Raw genomic sequence first — 13441 nt, 5'->3', positions numbered from 1 at the left:
CGATGACCGCGGCAGGTCAGTCGATTTCGGCCGCCTGAGCCCGAGCTGTCACCGGTGCCGCGAGTCCCTGTTCATCGCAGATGCGTTGCAGATGCGCCAGGGTCTCTTCGAGTCCGGCGCCCAGCCGCGGTCCGGGGGTGAACGTCGCCGGGAGATGGCGCATGCCCTGGATGATGGCGATGGTGTTGTAGTGCACCGTGCCCTCCGGATCGCATCGGTAGTCCGGCATCCGGTCGAGCACGGCGAGCAGCATCCGCTTGAACACCGTGCGGGCCAGATTCGAACCGATGCACCGGTGGATGCCGAGCCCGAAGGCGTAGTGCCGGTTGCGCCGCCGATCCAGGATGACCTTGTTCGGATCCTCGAAGACCTCCGGATCCCGGTTCGCCATCGCCCAGGAGAGCCACACCCGGTCACCTTCCCGGTAGTCGGTGCCGATCACCTCGCAATCCTCGGCGATCGTGCGACCGTCACCCGGAGCCGGGCAATAGAAGCGCAGGAATTCCTCGGTGGCCGAATCCAGGAGTTCCTCCCGATCGCGGCTGAGGATTTCGCGGTCCTGGGGATTGTCCGATAGCCATTCCAACGCGTGCGCGGTGAGCGCGGTCGTGGTGTCGAAACCGCCGCCGATGAGCAGGCCCAGCATGCCGAGCCCCTCCATATCGGGCAGCGGTTCACCGTTCATCGTGGCGTTGGCGACCGCATTGATCAAGCCGGGGCGCGGATTCTGCTTGATCTCGAACAGATTGAGCAGCAGATCTTTGCCCATCTCCTGATGCATCTGCGCGATACGCGGATAGTCGGGCGAGTCCGGTGGTGTGTACACCGATGCGTGCACCGGCTCGTTGTAGACCGTCCATTTGGCGATCGGAATGCCCAGCATCGCCAGCGTCAGCACCGCGGGCACCACATTGGCCAGATCATCGACGAAATCGATTTGACCGGACTCGATCTTCTCATCGAGCGCGGCCCGCACCACCTCGTCGATGAACGGGATCCAGCGATTGACCGCGGCCGGCGACAGGTACGGGTTGAGCGCCGCGCGGACCTCGCGGTGCTCGGGCTCGTCCATTTCCAGAATTCCGCCGCGCACACCCCGCGCCCTGGGCGGCGTGGGAATGGAGATGCCTTTGTAGCCGCGACGCTCACCGGCAGGATCATTGTCGTTGGACATGTGCGGGCAGCGGGCGAGTTCGAAGACCTCGCGGTTGCCCGCGGCGACCCAATGCCCGTCGTGCGTGTCCGACCAGGCGACCGGGCACTTCTCCTGCATTTCCTCGGTGATTTCCAGGAACCGGCCACGATATTCCGAGGCGAATCGGTCGAAAGAATAGCGGGGCTGTTTGCGTTCGTCGTCGGTCGCCACGTTATCGACGCTCATGGCGGTGTCCTCTCTCATAAAAGGGAGATCGCCCGTTCCGGGCACGAGTGGGCGGCTTCGCGCACCTGTTCCTCTTGGTCGGGCGGAACATCCGCACTGACCGGCGACGAATGACCATCGATGTCACTCAGCACGAATGAATGGGGTGCGGCCATAGCGCACAATGTGTGACCTTGGCAGCGATCCGGATCGACTTGAACCTTCACGGTATTTCTTCCCTTCAGATGTGGTAGTCGTACCACTTCAGATATCCGCCGGCGTCCACGCGCAGCTGCGTACCGGTGATGTATCGGGACTCGTCGGAGGCCAGGAACAACACCGCGTTGCTGATCTCCTCCGGCTCGAGATAAGGGATCGGCATGGCCTGCTGCACGAAGAAGGCGGGCTCGGCATCCGCGCGGGTCGGGTGTTCCAGATCCGGGCGGAACGACCGATACATCGGCTCGCTCTGCAGCATCGGGGTATTGACATTCGTCGGATGCACCACGTTCGCGCGGATGTTCCGCGCCGCGAGGTGGGTGGCGATCTCGTGGACGAACATCGACAGTGCGCGCTTGGCGACCATGTAGGCGACGCCGCCGGGATCCTTGCCCGGCTGATCGACCTTGGACACATCCATCAGCGCCGCGGTCGAGCCGGTGGCGATGATGGAGGCGCCCTCGTCCAGATACGGCAGCGCGGCATGGATGGTGTTGATGACGCCGACCAGGTTGGTGTCGATCACGTCGGTCCACGCCTGCCACTGCGGCTGGCCCTTCATACCGGCAATGCCGGCCTGCGCCACCACGATGTCGAGCTGGCCCAGTTCCTCGACACCGCGTGCGAGGGCGTCGCGCAGTTGCGCGCCGTCGCGCACATCCGCCTCGACCGTGACGATGCGCCGGCCGGATTTTTCGACCAGCCGCGCGGTCTCTTCCAGGTCCTCCGGGCGCGACAACGGATATTGGATCGTTTCGATATCGCGGCAGATGTCGACGGCGATGATGTCGGCGCCCTCCGACGCCAGCTTCACCGCATGGCTGCGGCCCTGGCCACGGGCGGCGCCGGTGATAAAGGCGACCTTGCCCTCTACACGTCCCACTGGTGGGTCCTTTCAGATATTTGTCGTGCGGCCCACCGGAACCGGCGGGCGTGTTTCTAGGTGTTGCGGCCGCCGTTGACGCCGAGGATCTGACCGGTGATGTAGCCGGCCTCCTCGGAGATCAGGAACGAACAGGCGGCGGCGATATCTTCGGGACGTCCGACGCGCCGCACCGGGGTGCGCTGAATGTGTTCTTCGATCGTTCCGCCGAGGAGGTTGGCGGCTTCGGCCTTGCGCAGCATGGGGGTGTCGACGAATCCGGGCGGTACCGCGTTGACGGTGATGCCCCACGGCCCGAGCTCGAGTGCCAGCGATTTGGTCAGCCCGTTGACCGCCGATTTGGCCGAGACATAGTGCGACATGAACGGCTGGCCCGAATGCGCGCTGGAGGACGAGATATTCACGATGCGCCCCCAGCCGGCCTCCCGCATATCGGGCAGCACAGCCTGGATGCAATGGAAAACGCCGTTGAGGTTGACATCGATCACCCGGTGCCACTCTTCGAAGGTGAGCTTGCCGAAGCGCTTGACGCCGTCCAGGCCCGCCGCGTTGACCAGGACCGTGACCGGGCCGAGTTGTGCGCGGATCGCCTCGAGCGCGGCCTGCACCTGGGTACGGTCGGAGACGTCGGCGGTGTGCGCGAATTCTGTTTCGGTCGGCCGCAGGTCGAGGGTGGCGACGTGATAGCCATCGGCGCGCAGCCGGTGCGCGATGGCCAGGCCGATTCCGGATCCGCCTCCGGTGACTACTGCGGTTTTCATGGCTTGGCCTCCGCTGTAGCGTCGATCACAAGAATCTCCCTTCCAGTTTGGAGAACCGTACTCTCGTCCAGTATCCGTCCGCAAGGCCCGGAGGCTGCGTCGGGCATGGCGTGTCCGCCGGTGGCGTCGAGGGGGCTATCCGGGCCGGTGTTCCATTGCTACTGTTCGCGTTCGTCGGATACATTATTCTCTCAATTTGAGAATCAAATTTCCATACTCAGCGAGGAGACGGGATGCCATCCCAGGACACCGAGCCGGTAGGCGACCAAGCGGCGACCACGGCAGTCACCAAACGGCTTCTCATCGATGGGCAGCTCATCGCGACCGAGCAGACGTTCGAATCGCTCAATCCCGCCACGGGCGAGGTATACGGCTACGCGCCGGACGCGACGCTCGCGCACACCGAGGCGGCGATCGCCGCCGCGCGCCGGGCCTTCGACACCACCACCTGGTCGACGGATGTCGAGTTCCGCGCCCGCTGCCTCGACCAGCTGCATCGGGTGTTGCGCGAGAACGTGGAGGATCTGCGCGAGTTGACCATCGCGGAGGTCGGGGCCACTCGCATGCTCACCCACGCCAATCAGCTCGAAGTTCCGATCGAGATCGCCCGCTACTACGCCGATCTGCTGCCGGAGTATCAGCTGACCGAGGACCTCGGTGAGATCGAATCCCGTGGCCTGCGGCACCGCCGGTGGGTCGAAAAGGAAGCCGCCGGAGTCGTTTCCGCGATCGTGGCCTACAACTATCCGCATCAGCTGGCGCTGGCCAAGTTGATGCCCGCCCTGGCCGCAGGCTGCACGGTCGTGCTCAAGGCCGCCCCGGACACCCCGTTGGCCACGCTCGCTCTGGGCGAGCTGATCGCCGAACACACCGATATTCCGCCCGGCGTGGTGAACGTGTTGTCCTCCACCGATGTGGCGACCGGCAAACTGATGACCACCCATCCGGACGTGGATCTGATCACCTTCACCGGCTCGACCCCGGTTGGCCGCCAGATCATGGCGGCGGCGAGCGAATCGCTCAAGCGCGTCTTCCTGGAGCTCGGCGGCAAGTCCGCGATGGTGCTGCTCGACGATGCCGAATTCAAGTCCGCGGCCCAGTTCGCGGCCTTCACCATCTGCAGTCACGCCGGGCAGGGCTGTGCGCTCACCTCGCGGCTGTTGGTGCCGCGGCAGCATCATGACGAGATCGTCGAGTTGGTCGCGGCCAATTTCGCGCGGGTCAGCTACGGCGATCCCGGTAACCCGAAAACGTATATGGGCCCGTTGATCAGCGCGCGCCAGCGAGACAAGGTGCACGGCCTGGTCGAGCGCGCGGTCGCGGCCGGGGCGAAGCTGGTAGCCGGCGGAACGAAGGTCGATCCGGGCTTCTTCTACGCCCCGACTCTGCTCGCCGGTGTGGACCCGGACAGCGAAATCGCGCAGGAAGAGGTCTTCGGACCGGTACTCGTCGTCATCCCCTTCGACGACGAGGACGATGCCGTGCGGATCGCCAACAACTCCATCTATGGTCTGTCCGGCGCGGTGTTCAGCGCGGACGCCGACCGTGCGCTCGCGCTCGCTCGGCGGATCCGCAGCGGCACCTTCAGCATCAACGGCGGCAACTACTTCGGTCCCGACGCCCCGTTCGGCGGCTACAAACAGTCGGGTATCGGCCGGGAGAGCGGTGTCGCCGGGCTGGAGGAGTTCCTCGAGAGCAAGACCTATGCGGCGGTGATCGCATGAGGCCGCTGGAAGGAATTCGGGTCCTCGAGGTCGCGATGTACGGCTTCGTTCCCTCGGCGGGCGCGGTGCTCGCCGAGTGGGGGGCCGATGTCATCAAGGTGGAGCATGCCGTATCCGGCGATCCGCAGCGCGGGCTGCGCCAGATCGGCAAGTTCAAGGTCGAGGGTGACCCGAATCCGAATGTCGAACACGCCAATCGCGGTAAGCGCAGCATCGGCGTCGATATGTCGGTGCCGGAAGGGCAGGAGGTCATCTACGAACTGGCCCGCGGCGCCGATGTGTTCCTGACCAGTTTCCTGCCGCAGACACGCCAGAAATTCCATATCGACGTGGCCGATATCCGTGCGGTGCGGCCCGACATCATCTACGCCCGCGGCAGTGCGCTCGGCCCACGCGGCCCGGAGGCCGATAAGGGGGGATTCGATATGACCGCGTTCTGGTGCCGCGGCTCGGTCGCCGCCACCATCACCCCGCCCGGGATCGAGGGCATGATTCCACCACCGGGACCGGCGTTCGGGGACACCATCTCCGGCACGAATCTGGCCGGTGGTATCGCGGCGGCCCTGCTCAAACGTGAGCGAACCGGTGAACCGTCGGTGGTCGACGTCTCGTTGCTCGGCAGCGGTCTGTGGGCGATGGGACATACGATCGCGCTGTCGGCGTATATGGGCGAGGCGATGGTGGCGCCCGCGCCGGGCGCGCACGGTGCGCCGACCAATCCGTTGTCGGGTCTCTACCTCACCGCGGACGGCAGGTACATATCGCTGGTGATGTTGCAGCCGACCAAATTCTGGGCCGATGTGTGCCGCCATATCGACCGTCCGGAACTGGCCGACGATCCGCGTTTCGCGACCGCCGAGCTGATCGCCGCGAATACCGCTGAGGCGGTGAAGATCCTGCGCGAGGTGTTCGCGACCCGGACTCTCGCCGAGTGGACCGAACGGCTGGGCACGATGTCCGGGCCGTGGGCGCCGGTGCAGGACAGCCTGCAGGTGACCGCCGACCCGCAGATCCGGGCCAACGAATATCTGGTCCAGGCCGGCACCCTCGAATTGGTCTCCAGCCCGGTGCAATTCGACGTCACCGCGCCCGAAACGGGACCGGGGCCGGAGTTCGCGGCGCAGACCGAAGAGGTCCTGCTCGAACTCGGTATGGACTGGGACCGCGTCATCGCGCTCAAGACAGCGGGCGCGATCACCTAGTTCGAAGTATTCCTGGTGGCGGCCGGTCCGTGCGCGGGGCGGCTGCCATCGTTATCTAGTGGCCGTGTTCCACCTGGTTGAACGGAATGTCGCGGTCGGCGGCGAATTCGCGGGGCATGCCGAGTACGCGTTCGCTGATGATATTGCGGGCCATTTCGGTACTGCCGCCGGCCAGGCTCCATGCCTGCCGCATCAGGTAGTCCTGGCCGGCCTGGCCGAATCCCGCGTCGTCGGCGGTGGTACCGGTGGCGGCCGAGGCCCCGGCGATCCGGACGGCCATATCGGCTTGCAGCCAGGAATTCTGGGCGCTGAACAGGCGGACGATCGATCCGGCGGCCGGCGGCAGAGCGCCGGATCCGATGCCGTGGGTGATCCGGGCGATCAGCTGGTCGTGCACCATATTGAGGGCTCGGGCCTCGCCGATGTCCTCACGGACTCGCGGGTCGGCGAGCTGACCGGTGCGCCGCGCCAAGTCGACGAGGCCGGAAACATCACGGCCGCTATGGGATTGGATGCCACTGGAATACGGTGACGCGCCGCCGACGGCACTGCGCTCATGGAACAACTGCCGGTTCGCGGTTTCCCAGCCACCGTTGACCTGGCCGACGACGGCGTCGGCGGGCAGCACGACATCGTCGAAGAATTCCTGGCAGAACTCACGGGAGCCGTCGACCTGGGTGATCTGCTGCACGGTGACGCCCGGCGTGCGCACCGGCACCAAGAACATGGTCAGCCCAGCGTGTTTGGGCACATCCCAATCCGTGCGCGCCAGGCACAGCGCGTAGTCGGCGGCATAGGCCCCCGAGCTCCAGATCTTGGCGCCGTTGAGCACCCAGCTATCGCCCTTTCGGTCGGCGCGGGTGGTCAACCCGGCCAGATCCGAACCGCCCCTCGGTTCGGACAGGAACTGCACCAGCAGTTCCTCGCCGCGCAGCACCGCCGAGATATGGGTGCGCTTCTGCTCCTCGCTGCCCATGTCCAGGATGGTCGCCGCGCAGATGGTGAGCGTCGGGATATTCAGTGCCAGCGGCATTTCGTAATCGCGGGATTCCTCGCTGAATGCCCGCTGGTGGGTGGGGGTCAAGCCGAGGCCGCCGTACTCCTTCGGAAAACAGATACCGGCGAAGCCGCCGTCGTACAGAATGCGCTGCAATTCCTTGGCCCGCGTCCAGGCCGCCGCGGATTTGCTCGTTTCGCCGAGCTGATTCGGCGGCGCGGGCGGCAGGTTGTCTTCGAGCCAGCGCCGGGCCCGGTCGCGGAAGCTGTCGACGGATTCGACGTCGTTGGCTGCGGTGCCGTCGGTCATGCGGCGTTCCTCTCCATGAGATCGGTGAGCAGGCGCCGGTGTTCTCCCGGCGTTCCGTACAGAGCCCGCCCGAGGGTGACTCGCCGCAGGTAGAGGTGCATATCGTGTTCCCAGGTCACGCCGATGCCGCCGTGCAGTTGCACGCACTCCTGGACGATGCCGGGAGCCGTGGCGCCGATATAGGACTTGGCGACGCTGACGGCTTCGGCGGCTGCCGTCGGATCGTCGGCGAAGGCATTGGCCGCCGCCCACGCGGTGGCGTGGCACGCTTCCAGCCAGGTCTTGTAGTCGGCCACCCGGTGCTTGAGCGCCTGGAAGGAGGCCAGTTGGCGGCCGAAGGTGTAGCGGTCGAACATCCACCGCATGGTCATTTCGAAGGCCCGGTCGGTCGCGCCGGTCATCTCCGCCGCGGTCAACGCGGCGGCGACCCGCAACTGCGTGCGCATCGCCGCGGTGGCTTCGGCCGGGTCGCGCTGGACCACCGCGTCCGCGCCGACCGCGACGTCGGTGCAGGAAACCTGTGCGGTACGCCGGACCACATCGAGGGTCCACGTCGGTGCGACGCTCACCCCGGGTGCGTCGGCCCGGATGAGTACCTGTACCGGTCCGTCGGGGCCGTGGGCGTCCACCAGGAAGATATCGGCTTGGTCGCCGGACTCGACGCGGTCCTTGATACCGGATATCCGGAAACCGTCGCCGTCGGGTACCGCCGTCGTGTCCGCGTCGCGCGGTTCTAACCCGCGTCCCGGCTCGTAATGCGCCCAGACGGCGACGGTTTCGCCGCCGACGATCTCGGCGAGCAGGTCGGCGAAGCGGTCCTGCTCCAGGACCAGCCCGGAGATCACGGCACTGGTGGTGGTCAGCGGGCCGGGCGCGCACGCGCGGCCGAATTCCACGGCGACCAGTGCCAGATCGGCCATCGGCGCCTCCGATACCGATCCGCCGCCGAATCGTTCCGGGACCAGCGGCGCGGTCCAACCGAGTTCGGCACCCTTGCGCCACCATGCGCGATCGAATCCACGACCGGCTTCGGCGAGTGCGCGCACGGCCTCGACCGGAACGGATTTCGCGAGGAATTCGCGGGTGGTCGATTGGAAGAGCCGTTGGTCGGCAGTTGGGTCGAGGTTCACCGGGGACCGGTCCTTCGCAGCTGGGGACATGGTTAGGGGCCTCCCGCGGATCAGCGGGGTGATCCGCGGGAGGCAGTGGCACCGCCGACAGCGACGGGGGTGGGCGAAACGTACTGTCGGCGGGCCAGATCGAGAAACGGCGCCGCGCCGCGCGGCCGCCGTTGCCGTCAGAACGGTTCCCAGACAGTCACTTTCGTGGCGGCCGGGTCGATCGCCGGGCTGAGTTGGCTGCGTCCGTCGGCGGCTCGTGCCTGCATCTCGCGCATGATCGCGTCGAAATCTCCGTCGATCTCATAGACGGCGCAATAAGCGAACTCCGCGGGTTGTCCCGCGACCGATTGTCCGCGGAATCGGGTGCAGGATTTCATCCCCGGTATCGATAGCAGATCGGGAATATGGACCTCTTCGTACCATTTGTTGTATTCCTCTTCCATACCCGCGCGCGGGGTGGAGAAGACCATCATCTGCATGGGATTCCCTTATGCGGTCGGCGTGCTCAGCTGGCCCGTGCCGCGGCGTAGCGTTCGGCCCATTCCTTGCGGGGGCGAATGGTGAGGTCGACGTCCTTGGCCTTGGCGCGCAGCGCGCCGACGGTGCCCTCTTCGCGCGGGGTATGGGCGAAGGGATCCCAGTTGAGGAAGCGGCTGGCGTTCTGCCAGGTGATCTTGTCGATATCGGCGTCGTCGGCGCCTGCGCTGTTCAGTTCGTCGAGGACGAATTCCGGTGCGTCGGGGAACAGTGAGTCCGAGTGCGGGTAGTCGCATTCCCAGGCGATGATGTCGATTCCGATTTCATGGCGCATTTTCAGCGAGGTCTTATCGGTGACGTAGCAGGCCATGACATGCTCGCGGAACACATCGCTCGGCAGGCGGCCGCCGAAGTCGCGGCGCAGCCATTTCTGGTTGGTGTAGTGGCGGTCGGAGCGGTCGAGGTAGAACGGGATCCAGCCGATCCCGCCCTCGGACAGGGCGACCTTCAGTCCGGGATAGGTGCGCAGCGCCGGTCCCCACAGCAAGTCCTGAATGGCGACCTGGGACACCGTCGGTGCCAGGCACATGAGGTTGTCGATCGGTGCGTTCGGCGCCAGTTTGAGTGCGCCGAAACCCTGCCCGATATGCAGGTTCATCACCAGTCCGGTATCGGAGAGCGCGGTGAACACCGGGGCCCAGTACTCGCCGTCGTGGTAGGAGGGCAGGCCGTCGATATGCGGAAGTTCGGGCATGGTGACCCCGCGACAGCCCTTGGCAGCGACCCGGTTGATCTCGGCGACGGCCAATGCGGGATCCCACAGCGGCAGGATCGCGTTCGGAATGAACCGGCCCGGATAGGTCGCGCACCACTCATCGATATGCCAGTCGTTGTAGGCCGAGATCACCGCGACGGTGATTTCATCCTTGAACTGGCTCAGATGTCCCGCGCTGAATCCGGCGAATGTCGGGAAACACATCGAGGACAGAATGCCGTTGGCGTTCATATCCGCGACCCGGTCGTGGATGTCGTAGACCCCGGGACGCATCTCGGCGTATTGGGCCGGGTTCTTGTCCCACTCTTCCTTCGGCCAGCCCACCACCGCGTTCAGACCGGTCACTCCGACCGGCTTGCCCCGGTAGACCCACTGATCGATGCCTTGGTCGTTGGTGATCAGCTGGGGGATGTGCTCGGCATATTTCTTCGGTGTGTGCCGGTCGAACATATCGGCGGGTTCGACCACATGGTCATCAATACTGACCAGGATCATGTCATCGATATTCATGTGATTCCTCGCTGTCATGGGGACCATGCGGGGTAAGCGGCCCCGACCACTGGGTGAGATGCTCGATCTCCTATATAGAGAATGTTACTCTCATCCGCTGCGACGATACACCCATCGGCCACGGCTGCGATAGCGGACGGGTGGGGTTCGGTGCGCGATCCGATTACCGCGCGGTGCGGGACACGGACTGCTCGATCAGGTGTTCCAGCAGCGTCATCAGCACCGTCTTGCAGGAGGCGCGATCGCGCGCGTCGCACAGCACCACCGGGATACGCGGGTCCAGATCGGGCGCAGATACGTTGCAGCAGCACATCGGCGAGGTCGGCCACCACACTGCCGACGAGCAGCACCTGTGGAATGCCGGTCGCCGCGGGCCGGTGGGGTTGCGCTGTTGCGCCGCCCCGCGACGATGTTGCCTCCGAACCAGGCCTTTATCGCAGCTGGTCTTTCATCACCTTCCCGGTAGCGTTGAGCGGGAGCTCATTCAGGAACCGCACAGACCGCGGCGCCTTGTATCCGGCCATTCGGCTCCGGCTCCAGCTGATCAGTTCTTCTTCCGAGACCGGGCTTTTCGCGACGACGAAGGCCTTGCCGACCTGCCCGAGTCGGTCATCGGGCACCCCGACCACCGCGACCTGGGCCACGGCCGGGTGCTCGAGTAGGAAATCCTCGATCTCCGCCGGATAGGCATTGAAGCCGCCGACGATGAACATGTCCTTCTTACGTCCGATGATCCGCAGCCTGCCCTCCGCGTCGAGGCTGCCGAGGTCGCCGGTGTGCAGCCAGCCATCGGCATCGATGGCCTCGGCGGTGGCGGTGGGATCGTCGAGATAGCCCTGCATGACGCTGTAGCCGCGCACCAGCACCTCGCCGTCGTCGGCGATGCGCACCTCGATACCGTCACACGGGGTGCCGACGGTCGTCGCGATCTGCTCGAAGGTGTCACCGGGGCGCGATGCGGTGGCGGTGCCCGCCTCGGTCAACCCGTATCCGGTCATGATCGACTGGAACGGTAGTTCGGTGTGCACCCGCCGGATGAGCTCGACCGGTATGTCCGCGGCACCGGTGACCGCCGACCGCAGGGAGGACAGATCGTATTTGCCCTGCCCGTCCAGCAGTGTGTGGTACAGCGTCGGCGGGCCCGGCAACATCGTCACCTTCTCCCGCTCGACCAGTTCGAGCACCCGCTCGACCTCGAAGACCGGCACCGGCAGCATGGTGGCGCCGCGGATCAGTGAGGTCACCAGACCGGCCTTGTAGCCGAAGGTGTGGAAGAACGGATTGACGAGCAGATAGCGATCGCCTTCGCGCAGATCGGCCAGATCGCACCATTCCGAATACAACCGCAGCGTCTGCCGATGATTCATCATCACGCCCTTCGAGCGGCCCGTCGTGCCCGACGTATAGATGATGTCGGCGATCTCGTCGCCGCTCACCTCGCGTTCGAAAGGTGAACCGCTGGAAAGGAATTCCGACTTCAGATCGATCACCGGCACGGCGCCGGGGCCGGTGTACTCCACACCGAGGAACCCCTGTTGCACCAAGAGCAACTCGGCTCCGCTGCGGCGGACGACATCGGCAGCCTCCTCCGCCTTGAACCGGGTGTTGACCGGGACCAGCACGCCGCCCGCGGTCAGCAGACCGAACGCCGCGATGATCCACTCGGCCGAGTTGGGCGCCCAGATCGCGGCGCGGTCGCCCTTTTCGATCCCCGCCGCCGAAAAGGCGCCCGCGGCCCTGCGCACCCGGTCCACCAGTTCGACGAAACTCAGCCGCAGCGGCCCATCGACGACCGCTTCGGCATCACCGAAGCGGTCGGCCGAGCTGAGGACCATTTGTGGGATGGTCTCCCATCTCATGCCTTCAGCAACCTCGCGAGGTTGCCGCCCATGATCTTGCTCTGGTCCTCGAGTGCCATGTCCTTGAGTTCGTGGATGTAGCGCGCGGGCTCGGCCAGACCCTCCGGATGCGGGTAGTCCGAGCCGAAGAGCACCCGCTCGACGCCGATCAGATTCGACAGCTCCTGCAGATCCTCTTCCCAGAACGGGCTGACGTGGATATTGCGCTTGACTGCCTCGACCGGGTCCTGGAAGCCGAAGCCTTCCGGGGCCTTCTTGTAGGTGTCGGCCAGGTTCTGCAGCAACGGCGCCATCCACGCGGCGCCGTTCTCGATGACCGCGATCTTCAGTTCGGGGTGCCGGAACAGCGCGCCATGGCAGACCCACGAGGCCACCGCGTCCTGGATCGGCCGCCACTCGGTGGTCATCCGGAAGGTGTTGGTCTTGAACGGCAGCATCTCCAGATTGCTGCCCTCCCACTCGGCGTTGTATCGCGAATAGCCGCTGTCGGAGGAGTGCATGGTGACCAGGATGTCGTGCTCGACGACCCGCTTCCAGAACGGGTCGAACTCCGGCAGCGCGAACGAGCGCATACCGCGCAGGCCGGGCACCGGAGCCGGACGCACCAGGATCGCCTTGGCGCCGTTCTCGACCACCCAGTCCAGTTCCTGTATCGCCTTCTCGACGATCGGCAGGGTGATGACGGGAACGTTGAAGATGCGGTCCTTGTAGACGAAACTTTCGTTGTTGCCCCAGGTTTCGAGCATCCACTGGTTCAGTGCGTGGATCACGGCGTGGATCAGATCCGGGTGGTGGCGCATGCGCTCTTCGACGAGGCTGGCCAGGGTGGGGAACATCAGCGATCGGTTCAGCTGCAGTTCGTCCATGAGTTCCAGGCGCGGTGCGGGCTCGCGGAAGGCGGGAATCGAGGGCATCGCTTTGCCGAAGATCTCCCGGCGGCTCTTGCCCTCGGGGTTGCCGTTCTTGAAGTAATCCTCCATTGCGCCGGGGCGCGCGACCACCTCGAAGGTGGGGTTGGGGATGTATTCGCTGATCTGGCCGAGTACCGCGATCTTGGTGCGACCGTTGATCTCCACGTACTGGATGGCCCCCTCGTATTCCTTCGGGAGGAACTTGGTCAGGGCCTCTTTGGTTTCGTACATGTGGTTGTCCGCGTCGAACAGCTGATACGGCAACTCGAGCTTCGTCATGAGATCCTCCTTCGTTAGTTACGAGAATCATATTCTCATATTTTGAAGGTAGCA

General features: G+C 65.2%; 13 protein-coding genes. 2 read left to right on the top strand and 11 right to left on the bottom strand.

Translation table 11 applies throughout. The features are described from left to right. Window positions 1-16: 16 nt before the first annotated feature. From OG874_RS14760 to OG874_RS14745, 4 genes are read right to left on the bottom strand one after another with little or no spacing between them, the layout of a single operon-like run. The gene (locus OG874_RS14760) at window positions 17-1381 is read right to left on the bottom strand and encodes a cytochrome P450 (protein WP_330255707.1); all 1365 of its coding nucleotides are present in this window, start codon (window positions 1379-1381) and stop codon (window positions 17-19) included. Between the two features lie 14 nt (window positions 1382-1395). Further along, window positions 1396-1587, bottom strand: a complete 192-nt coding sequence (locus tag OG874_RS14755; protein WP_330255706.1) for a ferredoxin — start codon at window positions 1585-1587, stop codon at window positions 1396-1398. Window positions 1588-1601: 14 nt separating this feature from the next. Beyond that, the gene (locus OG874_RS14750; RefSeq protein WP_330255705.1) at window positions 1602-2462 is read right to left on the bottom strand and encodes a mycofactocin-coupled SDR family oxidoreductase; all 861 of its coding nucleotides are present in this window, start codon (window positions 2460-2462) and stop codon (window positions 1602-1604) included. A gap of 56 nt (window positions 2463-2518) precedes the next feature. Continuing rightward, window positions 2519-3223, bottom strand: coding sequence for an SDR family NAD(P)-dependent oxidoreductase (locus tag OG874_RS14745; protein WP_330255704.1), 705 nt, complete (start codon window positions 3221-3223; stop codon window positions 2519-2521). 233 nt (window positions 3224-3456) lie between these two features. Between OG874_RS14745 and OG874_RS14740 the strand changes: the two genes are divergently transcribed. Both OG874_RS14740 and OG874_RS14735 read left to right on the top strand, forming a co-directional pair. Further along, a complete protein-coding gene (locus OG874_RS14740) occupies window positions 3457-4947 on the top strand; it encodes an aldehyde dehydrogenase family protein (protein WP_330255703.1) in 1491 nt (496 codons plus the stop codon). Next, complete coding sequence (locus tag OG874_RS14735; RefSeq protein WP_330255702.1) at window positions 4944-6149, top strand: CaiB/BaiF CoA transferase family protein; 1206 nt, start codon at window positions 4944-4946, stop codon at window positions 6147-6149. The genes OG874_RS14740 and OG874_RS14735 overlap by 4 nt, the downstream gene beginning before the upstream one ends. 55 nt (window positions 6150-6204) lie before the next feature. Here the strand turns inward: OG874_RS14735 and OG874_RS14730 are convergent, their stop codons facing one another. The 7 genes from OG874_RS14730 to OG874_RS14700 all read right to left on the bottom strand — a co-directional run bounded on the left by OG874_RS14730 (window position 6205) and on the right by OG874_RS14700 (window position 13387). Continuing rightward, a complete protein-coding gene (locus OG874_RS14730; protein WP_330255701.1) occupies window positions 6205-7455 on the bottom strand; it encodes an acyl-CoA dehydrogenase family protein in 1251 nt (416 codons plus the stop codon). Next, window positions 7452-8585, bottom strand: coding sequence for an acyl-CoA dehydrogenase family protein (locus OG874_RS14725; RefSeq protein ID WP_330255700.1), 1134 nt, complete (start codon window positions 8583-8585; stop codon window positions 7452-7454). The genes OG874_RS14730 and OG874_RS14725 overlap by 4 nt, the downstream gene beginning before the upstream one ends. 167 nt (window positions 8586-8752) lie before the next feature. After that, window positions 8753-9055, bottom strand: a complete 303-nt coding sequence (locus tag OG874_RS14720; RefSeq protein WP_330255699.1) for a hypothetical protein — start codon at window positions 9053-9055, stop codon at window positions 8753-8755. A 26-nt stretch (window positions 9056-9081) separates the two neighbouring features. After that, on the bottom strand, window positions 9082-10338 hold the full coding sequence (locus tag OG874_RS14715; RefSeq protein WP_330255698.1) for an amidohydrolase family protein: 1257 nt from the start codon (window positions 10336-10338) through the stop codon (window positions 9082-9084). A gap of 163 nt (window positions 10339-10501) precedes the next feature. Then, window positions 10502-10672, bottom strand: coding sequence for a hypothetical protein (locus OG874_RS14710; RefSeq protein WP_330255697.1), 171 nt, complete (start codon window positions 10670-10672; stop codon window positions 10502-10504). Window positions 10673-10769: 97 nt separating this feature from the next. Beyond that, window positions 10770-12197 carry a FadD3 family acyl-CoA ligase gene (locus OG874_RS14705; protein WP_330255696.1) on the bottom strand — a complete coding sequence of 476 codons (1428 nt, stop codon included), beginning with the start codon at window positions 12195-12197 and terminating at the stop codon, window positions 10770-10772. Continuing rightward, window positions 12194-13387 carry an amidohydrolase family protein gene (locus OG874_RS14700; RefSeq protein ID WP_330255695.1) on the bottom strand — a complete coding sequence of 398 codons (1194 nt, stop codon included), beginning with the start codon at window positions 13385-13387 and terminating at the stop codon, window positions 12194-12196. Before OG874_RS14700 ends, OG874_RS14705 begins: the two co-directional genes overlap by 4 nt. Between the last annotated feature and the right edge of the window lie 54 nt (window positions 13388-13441).

Origin of the sequence: Nocardia sp. NBC_00565, from assembly GCF_036345915.1 — a bacterium.
GTDB lineage: Bacteria > Actinomycetota > Actinomycetes > Mycobacteriales > Mycobacteriaceae > Nocardia.
This window is presented reverse-complemented; position numbering and strand designations above follow the sequence as displayed.

What these genes read in the sequence shown, in the direction of transcription:
- OG874_RS14760 (WP_330255707.1), bottom strand. Translation starts at nt 1,381, where the DNA reads ATGAGCGTCGATAACGTGGCGACCGACGACGAACGCAAACAGCCCCGC.
- OG874_RS14745 (WP_330255704.1), bottom strand. Translation starts at nt 3,223, where the DNA reads ATGAAAACCGCAGTAGTCACCGGAGGCGGATCCGGAATCGGCCTGGCC.
- OG874_RS14740 (WP_330255703.1), top strand. Translation starts at nt 3,457, where the DNA reads ATGCCATCCCAGGACACCGAGCCGGTAGGCGACCAAGCGGCGACCACG.
- OG874_RS14735 (WP_330255702.1), top strand. Translation starts at nt 4,944, where the DNA reads ATGAGGCCGCTGGAAGGAATTCGGGTCCTCGAGGTCGCGATGTACGGC.
- OG874_RS14730 (WP_330255701.1), bottom strand. Translation starts at nt 7,455, where the DNA reads ATGACCGACGGCACCGCAGCCAACGACGTCGAATCCGTCGACAGCTTC.
- OG874_RS14720 (WP_330255699.1), bottom strand. Translation starts at nt 9,055, where the DNA reads ATGCAGATGATGGTCTTCTCCACCCCGCGCGCGGGTATGGAAGAGGAA.
- OG874_RS14715 (WP_330255698.1), bottom strand. Translation starts at nt 10,338, where the DNA reads ATGAATATCGATGACATGATCCTGGTCAGTATTGATGACCATGTGGTC.
- OG874_RS14705 (WP_330255696.1), bottom strand. Translation starts at nt 12,197, where the DNA reads ATGAGATGGGAGACCATCCCACAAATGGTCCTCAGCTCGGCCGACCGC.
- OG874_RS14700 (WP_330255695.1), bottom strand. Translation starts at nt 13,387, where the DNA reads ATGACGAAGCTCGAGTTGCCGTATCAGCTGTTCGACGCGGACAACCAC.